The following is a 16404-nucleotide window of genomic DNA, read 5'->3' on the forward strand; positions in this document are numbered from 1 at the left end:
AATATTACCATAGGGAGAAAGGAGTTCAAAGATAAGACAATCCAATGGAGACCGTTATTTGGGGTTTCTGTGTCCGGCACTTTTGCGGAACTAGTTCTTGTCCTGCCGAGTATATCTGGAAAAAGTGAGGAGATGGCCAGGCATCAGGGTTAATCTTTTACATCAAAGCCGTGGCGAAGCAAAAAAAGTCCAGCGGGTTTCCCCGCTGGCTGGGGAGAGAGTTTTAGCGGAGCCATTGACTAGGATACGCTGACAGCGCCCCTTTTATTCGCGCAAGGACGCCCCTCAGCTTGCGAATAAGGGTGCGAGTAGCGTAAAATGGGGCTGACATCAGTAACTATAAGTCAATCGGAGAGGAGATGAGTCGTGAATTACAAAATTCTTTTAGACGAGCGTGAGCTTCCTGAAGCCTGGTACAATATTCAGGCTGACCTTCCTAGACTCCCTAAGCCACCTTTGCATCCGGTGACGGGTGAGGTGCTGCGTCCGGAAGATCTTTCTCCTATTTTCCCCCCGGGCTTGATCGAGCAGGAGTTGACTCGGGAGAGGTGGATTCCTATTCCCGAGGAGGTGCGTGAGGTCTACCGCTTGTGGCGGCCTAGCCCGCTTTTTCGGGCCCATCGCTTGGAAAAATATTTGGGCACGCCAGCTCATATTTACTATAAGTACGAGGGTGTAAGCCCTGCTGGCAGCCATAAGCTCAACACGGCTGTACCCCAGGCTTTTTTCAATAGCCAAGCAGGCATCAAGCGCCTGGCTACCGAAACTGGTGCAGGACAATGGGGTAGCGCTCTATCAATGGCCTGCCGCTTCTTTGGGCTGGAATGCACGGTTTACATGGTTAAGGTGAGCTACGATCAGAAGCCCTATCGACGCATATTAATGCAACTTTTTGGAGCTGAGGTCCTGGCCAGTCCCTCTCCCCGAACCCGCTCAGGCCAAGAGGTTTTGGCTCAGGATCCCGATTCTCCCGGGAGTCTAGGTATCGCCATCAGCGAAGCCGTGGAAGATGCGGCGACGCACGCGGACACCAACTATGCTTTAGGCAGCGTGTTAAATCATGTACTTTTGCATCAAACAGTTATTGGGCTGGAAAGCAAACGGCAGATGGAAAAAGCCGGTGAAAAGCCGGATATAGTTATAGGTTGCGTGGGAGGCGGTTCCAATTTTGCCGGGCTGGCTTTCCCCTGGGCGGCCGAATGTCTGGCCGGTAGGGATGAGATGCGCTTCATAGCCGTGGAACCGGCTGCTTGTCCCACCCTCACCAAAGGGTTACGCACTTACGACCACGGCGATGTTGCGGGCCTGACTCCTTTACTTTTCATGCATACGCTGGGCCGTGGCTTTATCCCTCCCGCTATCCACGCTGGTGGCTTGCGTTATCACGGCGATGCGCCTTTACTTTGCCAGCTGGTAGCTGATGGCCTGATGGAGGCTCGGGCTTACGGGCAGCGGCAGGTTTTCGAAGCAGCAGCAACTTTTATTCAAACCGAAGGTATCTTACCAGCTCCAGAGTCGGCCCACGCTATCAAGGCGGTCATCGACGAGGCTCTGGCTGCATGCGAGGCCGGTGAGAAGAAGGTTATCCTTTTCAACCTTAGTGGGCACGGGCATTTCGATCTGGCGGCATACCAGGCTTTCTTAGAGGGACGCCTGGAAGATTACGCTTTGCCGGAAGAGAAGATAAGGGAATCCTTAGCTTCGCTACCACAGGTGGAAAAGCCATGAAATTGGTCGCACCCTGGTCGGTCAACGCTTTGGGGCACCTAACGCTGGAGGGGGTCGATCTGGTAGATCTGGCTCGTACTGCCGGCACTCCTCTTTATGTGATCAGCGAGGGAATCTTTCGAGATCGTTGTCGCTGCTACCGGGTTGCTCTGGGGCCGAATAATCGGGTGGTGTATGCCGGAAAAGCTCTTCTCACCATGGCCATTGCCCGTCTTTGTAGCATGGAGGGACTTTTTCTGGATGTCGTTTCGTCGGGAGAGCTCTACACGGCGGTCAAAGCGGGTTTTCCTCCCGAGCGCCTTTACTTTCATGGCAACAACAAGTCTATCCAGGAGATCGAGATGGGGTTGGAGTTAGGGGTAGGGTGCTTTGTGGTGGATAATCAGTACGAATTAGAGCTCCTGGATGCGAAGGCGGGGGCTCTGGGAAAGCGGCAGAGGATTCTCCTGCGCCTTACTCCAGGGATAGAAGCGCACACCCATCAATACATTAGCACTGGCCAGATCGATTCCAAATTTGGCTTCCCCATAGCTACCGGCGCAGCGGCTGAGGCGGTGCAAAGAGCGCTCGCGGCTTCCCATCTGGATTTAGCTGGGCTACACTGCCATATCGGCTCCCAAATTCTCCGGCTGGACCCTTTCCGCGAGGCTGTCCGGGTGATGATCGATTTCGCGGCGGACGTGCAGCGGCAGACGGGCTGGTTTCCTGAAGAAATCGACCTAGGAGGCGGTTTGGGTATCCGCTATACAGAAACCGATGACCCACCGAGCATTGAAAGTTATGCTGAGACGCTCCGTCAAACTCTGGCCGAGAGTTGCCAGGAAAAGGGCTTGCCTCTCCCTCGCTTGACGGTGGAACCTGGGCGCTCTATAGCTGGACCGGCTGGAGTGACCCTTTACACCGTGGGGAGCATCAAGACCATTCCGGAGGTGAGAACTTACGTGGCGGTGGATGGTGGTATGACCGATAACCCTCGCCCGGCTTTGTACCAGGCTCGGTACGAGGCGGTGCTGGCCAACCGGATGGGTGAACCCCCAGCGCTGGAAGTTGCGGTGGTGGGTAAGTGTTGCGAATCAGGGGACATTATTATTCCCAGCATAAAATTGCCCCGTCCCCGCCCAGGGGACATCATGGCGGTTTTCGCTACCGGCGCTTACAATTACTCCATGGCTATGAACTATAACCGCCTTCCCCGGCCAGCCATGGTGCTGGTGCGAGAGGGGGAAATTAGCACCATTGTGGCGCGCGAGACCCTGGAGGACCTAATAAGTCACGATCGCGTGCCGGAACGCCTATGGATGTAATCACTACCCACCAGATGACCGATTTCGACGGGTTGGCGGCTATGGTGGCGGCTAGCAAGCTCTATCCTGGAGCTCGTATGGTTTTGCCTGGCAAAGCAGCTCCAGGAGTGGAAGCTTTTCTGGCTTTGCACAAAGATGCCTTGGGCATAGATGAAGCTCGGGCGATCAGGTGGAATCAGTTACGGCGGCTTATCCTGGTGGACACCCGTAGCCCTCGCCGCTTGGGGGCTTTGGCCAAGCTATTGCAAACGCCGGGTTTGGAAATCCACATTTACGACCATCATCCGGATAGTGAAGAAGACGTGCGCGGCAGTAAAGAGGTGGTGGCCATGGTGGGGGCCGCTACCACCCTTCTGGTGGAAGAGATTGAGCAAGAGCGTCTGCCCCTCTCTCCTTTCGAAGCCACGGTGTTGTTGCTGGGTATTTACGAGGACACTGGCAGTTTGCTTTTTCCGTGCACCACCGTGCGCGACCTGCGGGCGGTGGCCTTTTTGCTAGATAAAGGCGGTAATTTAGGTGTAGTTGCCAATTTTTTGGGGCGCCCCCTAACCGAAGAGCAGAAGCGTCTTTTTAAAACCCTTTTGCTCAATCTCGAGCGCCACTCCGTTAACGGGCTTAAGATTCTTTTTTCCCAGGCCAGGACGGGGGAATTCATCGAGGGTCTAGCTTTACTCACCCACCGCTTGGGCGAAATCGAACGTCCCGACGTGGTATTTGTGATTGTGGAGATGGAAGATCGGGTTTACGTGGTGGGGAGAGCGGCTTCTCCGGGGGTGGATGTGGGGGAAGCCCTGCGTTCTTTAGGCGGTGGTGGACATGCTCAAGCGGCGTCGGCGGTGATCAAGGGAGTTCAATTGGAAGAGGTCAAACTCAAATTGCTGGCTTGGCTCCATCAGCAGTTGCAGCCGCCGCTGACGGTGGGTGAGATTATGACCTCTCCGGTAAAAACGGTGACCCCGGAAACCTCGATAGCTGAGGCCGGCAATATAATGTTGCGTTATGGACATAGCGGCTTACCGGTGGTGGATAACGGGAAGCTGGTTGGAGTTATTTCCCGACGCAACATCGAAAAGGCTAGAATGAGCGGTTTAGATCACGCTCCAGTCAAGGGGTATATGAGTCGCCAGGTGGTGACTATTTCTCCCCAGGCTCCTGTGCGCGAAGCGCAAGCGCTTTTAGTGCAGCATGATATCGGGCGCCTCCCGGTAGTGGACGGAGACCGCTTGATCGGGATCGTTTCTCGCACCGATATTCTCAAGACCATGCATCGCGGGTTCCGCCCCTCCTTCTCTTACCTATTCTTCCCACTCTCGCCTCTGGGGCAGCGCTGGGATGCTCGCACGGTCTTGCACCGCCACCTGCCTCCCGAAGTGCTGGATTTTCTGGAAGAGGCGGGGCGACTGGCTGACCAGGCGGGCATGGAGCTCTATATGATCGGGGAGAGCGTGCGGGATTTATTGCTGGGGAGAGAGCGGTCAGTCTATTATCTGGCGGTGGACGGGCCAGTGGAGCGGGTGCAGAGCTCCTTGAGTCAGCGCGCGCGGGTGGAAGAAGGGAAGCTATGCTTAGGGGGCAGATTCTGCTTCTACTTAAGGGAACTCAAAGCCTCCTTCCTGGAATACGATGCGGCGGGCAATCTCCTTCCCCACAGTCTCCTGCGCCAGGAACTTTATCAGCAGGATTGCACCATCGACGCCATGGCCATTGCTCTCATTCCGCACCGCTTCGGGGTGCTGATGGATTTCTTCGGGGGCCAAAACGATCTCAAGAACGGGGTTTTGCGGGTGCTTCACAGTTACAGTTTCCGCGAAAATCCCTTGCGGATGCTCCGCGTGCCACGCTTGGCAGCCGAGCTTAACTTCTTAATCGAGCGGGAGACGGCTCGTTCCCTCCGCGAGGCGTTGCGTGAAGGGAAGCTGGAGGAAGTTTTGCGAGCTGAGTTATGGAAAGAGCTCCGGGCAGGTTTAAATGGGCCTCACGTTTCTCTGTTTCTTAGCCGACTGCAAGAGGTGGGACTGTGGCCCTGTTTGTTTCCTGGACTGGACTATCGGGGGGTTGAGACGCGGATAGCGGACCTGGAGCGCAAGTGGAGTAGCGGCGGCGAGGGGGAGAAGTGGTGGTGCTGCTGGCTTCTTCTCTGCTGCATGGCCGGGGAAGAGAAAGCGCAAGATCTTTGCCGGCGTTACGAGCTTCCTGACGCCTTGATGGAAAAGGTGCTGGCATTGATCCGACACGATGAGGCGGAGGCAGGTACTCCGGCGGGGCGTCTGGTGCTGCAGGTGCTAGGGTGCAACATCTGAGAAAGAAGGGGGCCGTACGTTTTGTTCGCTTTTCCCAGTTGGGATTACATGCTCTCGTTGATCCCTGGAATAATGCTAGGGTTGAGCGTGCACGAGTACGCACATGGCCGGGTGGCCGATGCTTTGGGCGATCCCACTCCCCGGGCTTCGGGACGGCTGACTCTTAACCCTCTGGCCCATGTCGATCCTATTGGATTGATTCTTTTATTTGTTGCTGGTTTCGGTTGGGCCAAGCCGGTTCCAGTGAACCCTCACTATTTTCGTGGGAGTATGCGTTGGGGGATGTTTTGGGTTTCCCTGGCAGGTCCGGCGGCCAACCTGGTGACGGCTTTGGTAGGTGCTTTGCTCTGGGGACTTTGGGGGGTACGGTCCGACCCGGTGGGGATGGTCTTGCAGGGTATAGTCATGATTAACGTGGTTTTGGCTTTGTTCAACTTGCTTCCAGTCCCTCCTCTGGACGGCTCGAAGATGTTGGCCAGTTTTTTACCAGAGAAAGAAATGAACTGGCTTTTGCGCCACGAGCAATATGGGATAATTATCTTATTGCTGCTAATTATAACCGGGGTAATCTCCTTTTATTTGGTGGCGGTGGTCAGTCCGGCGTTTCAGCTTTATGTTCGTTTGGCTCAGTTGGTGAGTAGTCTTTAACGAGAGGTGAAAGTAAGTTGCGGATATTGAGTGGGATGCGTCCTACCGGCTATTTACACCTGGGGCATTTATGTCTGTTGGAAAACTGGCTGGAATTGCAGGCAGAACACGAGTGCTTTTTTTTCGTAGCTGACTGGCACGCCTTGACCACGGAATACGAGGACCCCAGCCGGATTAAAGAATACAGCTTCGCGATGGTGGCCGAATGGTTGGCGATAGGCTTAGATCCCGAATGCAGCGTGATTTTCGTTCAATCCCAAGTTCCCGCTCACGCTGAGCTCCATCTCATTTTCTCTATGTTCACACCGCTTTCGTGGCTAGAACGTGTGCCTACTTATAAGGATCAGGTGCGTAAACTGCGTGCCTTAGGGAAGGATATTACTACTTACGGCTTCCTGGGGTACCCGTTGTTGCAGGCAGCCGATATACTGCTTTACTTAGCCGAAGGGGTCCCGGTGGGTGAGGATCAATTGCCACATCTAGAGCTCTGTCGTGAAATCGCTCGGCGCTTCAACTACCTTTACGCTCCGGTTTTCCCCGAACCGCAGGGGTTGCTGGCCAGGGTAAAGTTGGTGCCGGGAATCGATGGGCAAAAGATGAGCAAGAGTTACGGCAACGTTATCCCGCTGGCAGCTTCGCCAGAAGAAATAGCGGAGCTGGTGAACCGGATGGTGACCGACCCGGCTCGCATCCACAAGCACGACCCCGGGCATCCCGAAGTGTGCACTGTGTTCCAGTATCACCGGATTTATCAGCCCGAGCGCGCTCAGGAAATCGAAGCTGCTTGCCGGCGGGGAGAGATAGGGTGCGTGGCTTGCAAGCGGGAGTTGATCGCGGTTATGAACCGGCGTCTGGAGCCTATCCGCGAGCGTCGCGCGGCTCTTCTGGCTAAGCCCCATCTTCTGCTAGAGGTGCTAGAGGCGGGGCGAGAGAAGGCAGCCGCTGTTGCCGCTACCACTTTGGCGCGGGTAAGGGAAGCGCTCAATCTCTGAGAGGGGATCTCTCTTGTTGAAGTTGGTCCTGTTGGTTTTATTTCTCCTTTTTTTGCTGCTAACTTGCGGTTGCTGGTACTTGCACCTTGATTTTGTAGAGCAAGGTAATTCTTCTAATTTGCAGTTTACGGTGTACGCGCCGGGCGGGATCAGAGTTTACCGTTACGCCCTGGCTGCTGATCGGAGAAAAGCAGGTGGCCTGGTGCCGGTAAATTGGAAGGCTCTCCTAGAGTGGTTGCGCTGGTTGCGCGAACTTTTACCTCTATTGCGCCTGGATCGATGCTACTGGCGCACCTCCGTGGGAATGGGAGACGCGGCCCTTACCGGTTGGCTGGTAGGTCTTTTCTGGGCGTTGCAAAGCGGTTTGCTGCGTTTTCTCTTTGCCTCCAAGCTTAATCGAGCGGTTACGGTGGTGACTCCGGTGTTCACCGGTTCCACTTGGTCAACTCGCTTTGAATTTCGAGCTCGTTTACCCCTTTTGAGGGGCTTGAACCTGTTTTACCGCTTACTGCGTCTGATACGCAAGAGGGGTTGAGGCCCGGATGCGGGTAGATCGGTACGGCTTTGGCTTTGTCGTCATTAATGGTCGAACTTACCGTAGCGATGTTATCGTACTTCCCGACCGCGTGCTTCCGTGGTGGCGGCAGCGGGGGCATGAAGTGGTAAAGGAGGATTTAAAGGAGGCTTTGCGCGTTATCCCTGAGGTCTTGGTGGTGGGAACCGGAGCTTACGGTGCTCTAAAGCTAGACCCTCAGGTGAAAGCCTACCTCGATGAGCTCGGGGTGGAGTTGCTGGTTCTTCCCACCAACCAGGCCTGTCAGAGATATAACCAACTGCAAGCTTTAGGAAAGCAAGTAGTGGCTGCCTTGCACCTCACCTGCTAGGAATACCCTGGCCCTGCGCGCGGGCATATTAACCATGCTAACCTTATTTGGTTGAGGTGAGCTATTGGTGGAGCACCCGATCGAGGGCTTGATGCGCACAGCTTTGGAAAATCTCAAAAGTATGGTGGAAGTCAATACAGTAGTGGGCGATCCGGTGGAAACGCCAGCGGGGATGGTGATAATTCCTGTCTCGCGCGTGGCCTGTGGTTTCGCTGCTGGCGGGAGTGCCTTTGCCCCAGAGCACTCTCCCCCCAAGCTCGATGGGGAAATGCCTTTTGGAGGGGGGAGTGGTGCGGGGGTTTCGGTTCAACCGGTGGGTTTTCTAGTGGTCAACGGGGACCAAGTCCGACTTTTGTCGGTAGAGGGGAACCAGCTGGCCGAGCGCCTGGTTGACCTGGCACCACAATTGCTCGAAAAGCTGGGAAATATGCGGCGACGCGATCAGGGAGTAGAGGTGGAAATTACTCCGGGCTGAAGCTGCCTAATCCCCTCCTCGAGCGCATAAGCTTTAGAGGAGGGGATATAGGGAATGGTCAATTGGTTTTGGTTTCTCCTGATGGCTTCCGGCATCTTGGTGGCGGCGTTCAACGGGAAGATAGCTACCGTCACTATGGCGGTTTTGGAAGGGGCCAAGGTGGCGGTGGAAACTTCCCTCGGGCTTATTGCCATCATTACTTTTTGGTTGGGTGTAATGCGTGTGGCAGAAGCTGCGGGGCTGGTGGCGGCGCTGGCCAAATTATTGCAGCCCGTCGTGCGGCTCTTTTTTCCTTCTTTACCTCCAGATCACCCGGCAATAGGGGCAATTGTGCTCAATTTAAGCGCCAATCTTCTGGGTTTGGGGAACGCTGCCACTCCGGCTGGGCTAATGGCTATGCGCGAAATGCAAAAGCTTAACCCTCATCCCGAGGAAGCTACACCAGCCATGTGCACTTTCCTAGCTCTAAACACTGCCTGCGTGACGCTGGTTCCCAGCACAATTATTGGTATCCGGGCTCTTTATGGCTCTCAGGCGCCAGCAGCGATAATTAGCAGCACGGTTCTGGCCACCGGATGCGGTATGGTAGCTGCGGTGTTAGCCGATGCGCTTTTGCGGCGCTGGTACCAGCGGCGATAATTTCCCGCACCAGGATACTTAAGCGGCAGAAGTCGACTCTACGGTCGGCCCCAAGCCTCTTGTAGAGAGGTAGATTGTTCTTTTCCTTGCCAGCGGAAAGGGACAGATACCCGCCCGGTTGTAAAGTGTCTGCTTGTCAAAAAACTTTTTTGCTCCCTTATGAAGGCTTTAAAAATTTCGGTAGCCGCTTGTGGTCTGCGCTTACCCACGATGCTAGTATGTGTATTCATAAAAACCCGGGTTGACAACCAAGATTGGATCTAGCTAAGCTGATTTTAGACTTATGAGTATAAAAATTAAACTTTATAGTTTAAAGCTTGAGGGGAGGGAAATTCCATCCGCTCGCGCGCTGCGGATTTCACGAAACTAGTTTTGTATCTTTTGCTGCCCCGTCCAGGTGCCATAATGGGCGGTTCCATCTACTTCTGGGGCGGCGTCGTTTACGCTACCTGGTTAAAATATAAGGTTGGAGTTCCGATGGCTGATATAGCGGTTGTTTGGTTTGGTCTCGAATTCATGGTTAACCAGGCCAAATACTGGCTTAACGATTACCGCGACGCGGCTACCGATCGTCTGCACCCACGAAAGAGGGAACGAGTTTCGGCAGCTGCTTATTTTCCGGTAAGATGGTTGCCTTTTCTCTTCGCCCTTCGTCTCTTTACGGGAATTCTTTTTCTGTCGCTTTATCAACCCCGAGCATTAATCTTCGCTTTGCTCCTCCCCTTAATCCAGCTCCTGTACGACAGTATTAAAAGGATTCCCGTAATCAATGCTGGAGTAGCGGCTTGTGGCTCTGTGGTAAGGTTTGCGGCAGGTTACGTTGCCGTAGCAGGGATCTGGCCGCTTCCTTTTCCCTGCCTGCTTGTCTATCTTCAGCGCCTAGTCATTTACGTCGCTGCTTATACTGCCGAGGGGCGTTACCTCTTGAAGCTTGGGACGACGGCCGGTAAAGAGTATACGGTGTTTTATGCCCGGCACCCCTACCTGGAAAAGGCAGTCACCATTTTGTTTTTGGGAGGGCTTGCTTTGGCGCTTGGGCGTTTTATTCCGGGTGGTGTTGCGGTGGCCGGAGTAATTGTGCTCCTTTCCGGGGTGCTTTACTACCGGCTTAACGGGCCGGGAGACAGAATCTACTGGCGGGACTGGAGGGCTGTATGGAGGAGCTTGCGCGGAGGGGAAAATGGCTGATTCTTGCTGCTATCGTCACTGGGCTGGCCCTTGATCTCCTTGACATTACCGTAGTAAACGTGGCCATACCTCATCTTATGGCCGAATTTGGCGTCGGCGTTGATGATATTTCCTTCTGACCTTTTTGACGATGCCCGAGTTTGCCCTTCATCCCCGCAAGATAGACTACGTCGGCTTTTTCTTGTTAGCACCAGCTTTAAGCGGTTTTTTGTTGGCCTTGAGCAAGGCACCGTCTGATGGCTGGGGTGCACTGCATATTGTGTTGCTGCTGGTTTACGCCGGCTTTTCCTCCGTCCTTTTTCCCTTGTGGGAGGCAGGTCGTCAAGATCCATTAATGGAGATAAAGCTTTTCTGCCACCCGGTCTACACCGCCGGAGCTCTAGCGATAACTCTGGCAGTCATGGCCATCATGGGAAGCCTTTTTCTGTTGCCCATTTTCCTTCAAGACGTTCAGGGTTACGGACCACTGGCGACAGGCGTAATTTTGCTTCCCGAGGCGCTGGCGGCAATGGTGGCCCTTCCGATCGCCGGGTTCCTTACTGGCCGAGTGGGACCGGGACCACTCGCTCTTACCGGAGCTTCTCTGATTATCTGGGGGTACTCTTGGTTTAACCCGCCTTGATCTGGATACCCCGGTCTCTGTCCTGACGCCAAACCTCATTTTGCTGGGCTTTGGCATGGGTCTAGGGATTATGCCGGTGATGACCGCCGCCCTGGACGTGGTTTTACCGGAGCTGAATAACCAGGCGACCAGCATCCTTAACATGTTACGCCAGGTGGGGAGTTCCTTCGGGATCGCCTTGATGTCGACGGTGGCTCAGACGCACCAGGAAGCCCACTTCATCCACCTGGCAGAAAAGTTTACCTATGACTACCCGATGCTTTCTGAACTTTTAGCGCGGCTTTCTTGGGCCTCTATAGGACCACACGATTCTTCTGTGGTCTGGGCTTTAATTGCGGCTCAGCTCCAGTTGCGGGCTTTTGTACATGCCCTAGACGACGCTTTCGTCCTGGCGGTGATTTTTGGCGTTCTTGCGGCTTTAGGTATTATCGTGTTATGTTGCTTTCGGAAGGTAGGTCCGGGCAAAACGAAGCAGGAGGAGGGAACGGATGGAGCGCACTTCAACTAAGCGTTTACCCATTTTTGAGGCTGCTGTTGCGGTGTTTTCTGAGAAGGGATTTGCCAAGGCAACCATGGAGGAAATAGCAAGGCGTGCTGGTATTGCCAAAGGCACCCTCTACTATAATTACCGGAGCAAGAAAGAGCTTTTCCTTTCGCTCATCGAGGAGGGCATCGAGCGGCTGGAAGCAGCTGTTAAGCGGGAAATAGCGCGCCGTAAGGGTACTTTCGGCAAACTTGAAGCTTTGATCGGAGCTCAACTTAGCTTCTTTGAGGAGCATCGAGACTATGGCAAGCTTCTGCTCAGTGAGGTCTGGGGCCTGGGAACCAGGTGGGAGAAGCAGTTAGAAAGGCTACGTTTAGGGTATATTGGTATTATCAAGGACCTCTTACAGCGGGGCCAGGCAGAGGGAATAATCCGCCAAGACCTGGAAGTCAACACGGCGGCCATGGGGGTGTTCGGCGCCGTGGCAGTGGCTGCTCTCAATGCTTTCCTGTTCGAGCGGCAGTATCATTACGAAAGCCTTCTACAAACCCTCAAGAATCTACTTTTCCTCGGACTTAGCGAAAGGGAAGGGTAGGAGCCTTTTACCCCTTGCCAAAAGGGGAGGAGGTGGCTATAATTAAAGGTGGTTGCTGCGGGATGGTGTAACGGTAGCACACATGACTCTGGATCATGTAGTCCTGGTTCGAATCCAGGTCCCGCAGCCAAAAGTGGCGCCATCGTCTAGGGGTTTAGGATACCACCCTCTCAAGGTGGAGACACGGGTTCGAATCCCGTTGGCGCTACCAGAAAAACCAAGGCTCCCGGGCAACGGGGCCTTTTGTCTTTTCTCCTTCTACTGCAATCCTACTGCCATCAGTGGGGAAGCAGGGTCTTTTGCTTTTAACAATATCTTAATCTTGGCTAGTTATTAAATTTAACCATGGCCTGCTAATCTTAAAATGAAGGCCGCTAATTGAATGCAGCCTGTCGGATGTATCTGGTCTCCCCCCTGCCCTTGTGATAGCCGGGATCTCTCCCGGCTGTTTTCTTTACATTGTAGGTTTAATTGCTTAAAATCGTTAAGAAAGCCTTTGAAGTTGGAGGTGCTAAGGTGGAACTCACGCCGGTCGGAATTATCCACAGCCCTTATCGCCTGCAGGGAGAGGCTCCTCGTCAGGGTCGATTTGCCGATTCGGTGGCTGAACTGGAGATTTTCCCTCCGTTCGCTGCTGCCCTGAAGGGTATAGAGCGCCATCGTTACTTGATTGTGCTTTACTGGTGTGATAAGGCCCAACGTGATCGCTTGCAGACGCGAACCCCGCATGGCCCTGAAATCTTCGGCGTGTTCGCTTGCCGTTCTCCGTCACGCCCCAATCCTTTGGCTTTTTGCGTGGTGCGGCTCTTAGAGGTAAGAGATAATCGCTTGTTGGTGCAGGGACTGGATGCTCTTGATGGTAGCCCGCTAATCGATATTAAGCCTTATGTTCCCGAAATTGATAGTGTTACCTGCTGAGTCGAGCAGTATTGTCTCTCCTGATAGCTCATGATATACTAAAAAACGCCGTTTGCCGCTTCTAGCTTGAGCTACAATAAAGTTTTTTAGCGATGGGAGTTGATAAAGCATGGCGAAGCGCCTTTTTACTTCGGAATCGGTTACTGAAGGGCACCCGGATAAGATTGCCGATCAGGTCTCCGATGCTATTTTGGACGCCATTCTAACTCACGATCCGGAGGCTCGGGTAGCCTGCGAGACCATGGTTACTACCGGCTTAGCTTTTGTGGCCGGGGAGGTAACTACTCGTTGTTATGTGGAGATCCCGGCGGTGGTGCGCGAAACTATCCGGGAGATCGGTTATACCAGGGCCAAATTCGGCTTTGACTATGAGACTTGCGCGGTCATAACTAGCATTCAAGAGCAGTCTCCAGATATTGCCATCGGTGTTAGCCATGCGCTGGAATACCGTACTGGTGTGGAAAAAGACCCCTTCAGTGCCATAGGAGCAGGGGATCAGGGAATAATGTTCGGTTACGCTACCAACGAGACGCCGGAACTCATGCCTCTCCCCATTATGCTGGCTCACAGGCTGGCCCGGCAGCTGGCGCTGGTGCGGAAGTCGGGGGAACTCCCTTATCTCCGGCCCGATGGCAAGACCCAAGTGACAGTGGAATACGAGGAAGACCGTCCGGTGCGGGTGCATACGGTGCTGGTATCGGCGCAGCACCATCCTGATATAGATTTACCCACTTTGCGCGAGGATTTGCTTTTGAAGGTCATTCGCCCGGTTGTGCCGGCGAATTTGATGGACGGCGAGACGCGATTCTTGGTCAACCCCACTGGCCGTTTCGTAATCGGGGGACCGCAGGCCGATACGGGGCTCACGGGGCGCAAGATCATCGTGGACACTTATGGAGGGATGGCGCGCCACGGGGGAGGATGTTTCTCTGGGAAGGACCCTACCAAGGTGGATCGCTCGGGCAGCTACGCGGCGCGCTACGTGGCCAAAAACATCGTAGCGGCTGGGCTGGCTGAACGCTGCGAAGTGCAGGTGGCCTATGCGATTGGGGTAGCGCGACCGGTTTCGGTGAGCGTGGATACCTTCGGCACAGGGAAGATTCCAGAAAGCAGGTTGTCGGAGTTGGTGTACAAGCACTTCGACCTGAGACCAGCGGCCATTATGGAGCATTTGAAGCTGCGCCGACCTATTTACCGGCAGACGGCAGCCTACGGGCATTTTGGACGCACCGATGTGGATCTTCCCTGGGAGCACACAGATAAGGCTGAGGAATTGAGGCGCGATGCCTAAAGCTTCTCTTACTGGCGGTGGCTGGTGCTTCGCTTGCGGTTCAGATAACCCTATAGGCTTAAAATTGCGGTTTTTCGATGATGAGGATCGTGTCAGAGCTCATTTCAGGGTGCAGCAAGAGCATCAGGGCTGGCCTGGGATCATCCACGGGGGGCTGCTGGCTACCCTGTGCGATGAGGCTATGGCTCAATGGCTCTGGCGTCGCGGCATTCTGGCTTTCACTGGCGAGCTCCGGGTGCGCTTCCGCCAGGAAGTGGCAGTGGGGGAGGATGTGGTGGTGGAAGCCTGGCTGCAGGCGCAGCGCGGCCCGCTCTATCTACTAGCGGCTCAAGTCTTGAACCCGGCGGGGGAGCCCGCGGTGACGGCTGAGGGGAAGTTCATTCGCCGGAGCCAGGATTGAGCTTCTTTTTTCTCCCTTACCGGCATATGCATGTTGGGGGAGGGAGATAGTCTTGGATTGGCGGGACTTGCTGCAGAGGCACCGCGAGGCAGAAGCCCGGCTAAGGTGGGAAGGTTCTTTCGGCGACTACCTAGAGTTGGTGCGGAAGCAACCCTGGATTTGCCAACTGGCGCCTAGCCGCGTTTACCGCATGATTATGTCAGCCGGCGTGGAGGACGAGGGTGGCCGACGGCGCTACCGTTTTTTTGCCAACGAGCTCTTCGGGTTGGATGAGGTGATCCAGAGGCTGGTGGAAGATTACCTCCGTCCTGCAGCCGAGGGTTTGGAGCTGAGGCGACGGATTCTACTACTGGTGGGTCCAGTGGGTAGCGGCAAGTCCACCCTTGTTAACCTTTTGAAAAGGGGTCTGGAAAGCTATACCCGCACGAATGAAGGGGCAGTTTACGCTATTAAGGGCTGCCCCATGCATGAAGAGCCTTTGCATCTCATCCCCACTTCCTTGCGCCCGGAATTTGAGCGCCGGTTGGGGGTTCGCATCGAAGGGGAGCTTTGCCCCTTTTGTCGGCAACGCCTGGCGACCGAATTCGGTGGAAGGGTGGAAGAGGTTCCAGTTGAGCGTATCTTTTTCTCCGAAGAAAACCGGGTGGGAATTGGTACTTTTGCTCCTTCTGATCCCAAATCCCAAGACATAGCCGAGCTCACTGGAAGCGTGGATCTGGCCGCCATTACTCGTTACGGGTCGGAGTCCGATCCGCGGGCCTATTGTTTTGACGGAGAACTCAACGTGGCTAACCGGGGTCTGATGGAATTTATGGAGATGCTCAAATGTGACGAGCGCTTTCTCTGGAATTTAATCTTTCTGGCTCAAGAGGGTAATTTCAAGACCGGGCGATTCTCGCTTATTTACGCTGATGAATTGGTGATTGGCCATTGCAACGAGACCGAGTTTCAGAGCTTCGTTTCCAATCGGGGCCACGAAGCTTTGCTTTCACGCATGGTGGTCTTGCGAGTCCCCTATAATCTTCGCGTCTCCGAAGAGGTCAAAATTTACGCCAAGCTTCTGGGTTCCAGCCAGCACTCCAAGGTTCATCTAGCTCCCCATGCTTTGCGCTGCGCCGCCATGTTTTCCGTGCTTTCGCGGTTGCAAGAGTCGCAGCGGCAAGGGTTGGATCTGGTCAAGAAGATGCGGGCTTACGATGGTGAGCAGGTGGAGGATTTGGCCCCAGCGGAGGTGGCGGAGCTCCGGACTGAGCATCCGGACGAAGGAATGAAGGGGGTAGATCCGCGGTACGTGGTTAACCGCTTATGTGCCGCTCTGGCGGCTAACGAAGGGGGATGTCTGACTCCTTGGGAGGTTTGCCGGTATCTCCGTAACGGTTTGGATTTGCATCCTGGGATGACGGCAGCGGATAGGGAGCGGATGGAGTTTCTCTTAACCTTGGTGCAACGCGAAGGCGGCGAATTAGTAAAAAAAGATGTGCAAGAAGCCTTATTGGCCTCCTACTCGGCTTTGGCTCAGGCCATATTCGACCGCTATTTGGAGAATATTCGTCTCTATTGTCGGACTATTAATTCCTGCGAACTCTCCGGTCCTGTGCTCGAATCGTCGAAGGAAGATTTCATGCGTTCCCTGGAGCTACAAATAGGCATTGGGGAAACTGCTAAGCGCAGTTTCCGCCAGGAGATCTTTTGGCACCTAAACACCTGCGCGCGACGGGGAGGAGCGTTTAGCTATCGTGATCATGAAGGGTTGCGCGAGGCGGTGGCGAACAAGTTACTGGCCGATATGCGGGAGACGCTGCGCTCGGCTTTTCTCCGGAGGGAGCCAGGGAGTGTAGTTTCGGAGCTCCGCCGGCATTTGGAGAGAAGAGGTTATTGTTCTCGCTGCGCTGAGGAAGCAGTGCTCTACGTAGCTAACCAGTGGTGCAGTTAGGAG

Annotated in this window: 17 protein-coding genes and 2 tRNA genes; all 19 read left to right on the forward strand. The window is 54.5% G+C overall.

Going from position 1 to position 16404, the window contains the following annotated elements; genetic code table 11:
- The first annotated feature begins 366 nt into the window (after positions 1 to 366).
- The 19 genes from ACTLLP_RS02415 (at position 367) to ACTLLP_RS02505 (ending at position 16401) form a co-directional block, all read left to right on the forward strand.
- On the forward strand, positions 367 to 1728 hold the full coding sequence (locus ACTLLP_RS02415; protein ID WP_441060396.1) for a TrpB-like pyridoxal phosphate-dependent enzyme: 1362 nt from the start codon (positions 367 to 369) through the stop codon (positions 1726 to 1728).
- On the forward strand, positions 1725 to 3032 hold the full coding sequence (gene lysA, locus ACTLLP_RS02420) for a diaminopimelate decarboxylase (RefSeq protein ID WP_441060398.1): 1308 nt from the start codon (positions 1725 to 1727) through the stop codon (positions 3030 to 3032). The genes ACTLLP_RS02415 and lysA overlap by 4 nt, the downstream gene beginning before the upstream one ends.
- On the forward strand, positions 3023 to 5332 hold the full coding sequence (locus ACTLLP_RS02425) for a CBS domain-containing protein (protein ID WP_441060400.1): 2310 nt from the start codon (positions 3023 to 3025) through the stop codon (positions 5330 to 5332). Before lysA ends, ACTLLP_RS02425 begins: the two co-directional genes overlap by 10 nt.
- A gap of 21 nt (positions 5333 to 5353) precedes the next feature.
- A complete protein-coding gene (locus ACTLLP_RS02430; RefSeq protein WP_441060402.1) occupies positions 5354 to 5980 on the forward strand; it encodes a site-2 protease family protein in 627 nt (208 codons plus the stop codon).
- Between the two features lie 17 nt (positions 5981 to 5997).
- Complete coding sequence (trpS, locus tag ACTLLP_RS02435; RefSeq protein WP_441060404.1) at positions 5998 to 6972, forward strand: tryptophan--tRNA ligase; 975 nt, start codon at positions 5998 to 6000, stop codon at positions 6970 to 6972.
- 13 nt (positions 6973 to 6985) lie between these two features.
- Complete coding sequence (locus ACTLLP_RS02440; RefSeq protein WP_441060406.1) at positions 6986 to 7507, forward strand: DUF2953 domain-containing protein; 522 nt, start codon at positions 6986 to 6988, stop codon at positions 7505 to 7507.
- 7 nt (positions 7508 to 7514) lie between these two features.
- Positions 7515 to 7856, forward strand: a complete 342-nt coding sequence (locus tag ACTLLP_RS02445; RefSeq protein WP_441060408.1) for an Mth938-like domain-containing protein — start codon at positions 7515 to 7517, stop codon at positions 7854 to 7856.
- A gap of 67 nt (positions 7857 to 7923) precedes the next feature.
- Positions 7924 to 8331: a GerW family sporulation protein gene (gene ytfJ / locus ACTLLP_RS02450; protein WP_441060410.1), complete on the forward strand. Its 408-nt coding sequence runs from the start codon at positions 7924 to 7926 to the stop codon at positions 8329 to 8331.
- 54 nt (positions 8332 to 8385) lie between these two features.
- Complete coding sequence (locus ACTLLP_RS02455) at positions 8386 to 8970, forward strand: nucleoside recognition domain-containing protein (RefSeq protein ID WP_441060412.1); 585 nt, start codon at positions 8386 to 8388, stop codon at positions 8968 to 8970.
- Between the two features lie 477 nt (positions 8971 to 9447).
- Positions 9448 to 10158, forward strand: coding sequence for a UbiA prenyltransferase family protein (locus tag ACTLLP_RS02460; protein WP_441060414.1), 711 nt, complete (start codon positions 9448 to 9450; stop codon positions 10156 to 10158).
- A 259-nt stretch (positions 10159 to 10417) separates the two neighbouring features.
- Positions 10418 to 10780 (forward strand): MFS transporter, encoded by a 363-nt coding sequence (locus tag ACTLLP_RS02465; RefSeq protein WP_441060416.1) that lies wholly within the window; start codon positions 10418 to 10420, stop codon positions 10778 to 10780.
- Positions 10781 to 10835: 55 nt separating this feature from the next.
- Positions 10836 to 11288 carry an efflux MFS transporter permease gene (locus tag ACTLLP_RS02470; protein WP_441060418.1) on the forward strand — a complete coding sequence of 151 codons (453 nt, stop codon included), beginning with the start codon at positions 10836 to 10838 and terminating at the stop codon, positions 11286 to 11288.
- The gene (locus ACTLLP_RS02475) at positions 11269 to 11859 is read left to right on the forward strand and encodes a TetR/AcrR family transcriptional regulator (protein ID WP_441060420.1); all 591 of its coding nucleotides are present in this window, start codon (positions 11269 to 11271) and stop codon (positions 11857 to 11859) included. Before ACTLLP_RS02470 ends, ACTLLP_RS02475 begins: the two co-directional genes overlap by 20 nt.
- A 56-nt stretch (positions 11860 to 11915) precedes the next feature.
- A tRNA-Gln gene (locus ACTLLP_RS02480) sits at positions 11916 to 11989 on the forward strand.
- A 5-nt stretch (positions 11990 to 11994) separates the two neighbouring features.
- Positions 11995 to 12070: transfer RNA gene (locus ACTLLP_RS02485), tRNA-Glu, on the forward strand.
- Between the two features lie 305 nt (positions 12071 to 12375).
- Positions 12376 to 12777 carry a tRNA (N6-threonylcarbamoyladenosine(37)-N6)-methyltransferase TrmO gene (gene tsaA, locus ACTLLP_RS02490; protein WP_441060422.1) on the forward strand — a complete coding sequence of 134 codons (402 nt, stop codon included), beginning with the start codon at positions 12376 to 12378 and terminating at the stop codon, positions 12775 to 12777.
- A 109-nt stretch (positions 12778 to 12886) separates the two neighbouring features.
- The gene (gene metK, locus ACTLLP_RS02495) at positions 12887 to 14068 is read left to right on the forward strand and encodes a methionine adenosyltransferase (RefSeq protein WP_441060424.1); all 1182 of its coding nucleotides are present in this window, start codon (positions 12887 to 12889) and stop codon (positions 14066 to 14068) included.
- The gene (locus ACTLLP_RS02500) at positions 14061 to 14468 is read left to right on the forward strand and encodes a PaaI family thioesterase (RefSeq protein ID WP_441060426.1); all 408 of its coding nucleotides are present in this window, start codon (positions 14061 to 14063) and stop codon (positions 14466 to 14468) included. The genes metK and ACTLLP_RS02500 overlap by 8 nt, the downstream gene beginning before the upstream one ends.
- Before the next feature lie 52 nt (positions 14469 to 14520).
- Positions 14521 to 16401: a PrkA family serine protein kinase gene (locus ACTLLP_RS02505; protein ID WP_441060428.1), complete on the forward strand. Its 1881-nt coding sequence runs from the start codon at positions 14521 to 14523 to the stop codon at positions 16399 to 16401.
- The last annotated feature ends 3 nt before the right edge of the window (positions 16402 to 16404 follow it).

The organism is Desulfothermobacter acidiphilus, from assembly GCF_052073645.1.
Lineage (GTDB): Bacteria > Bacillota > Desulfotomaculia > Desulfotomaculales > Ammonificaceae > Desulfothermobacter > Desulfothermobacter acidiphilus.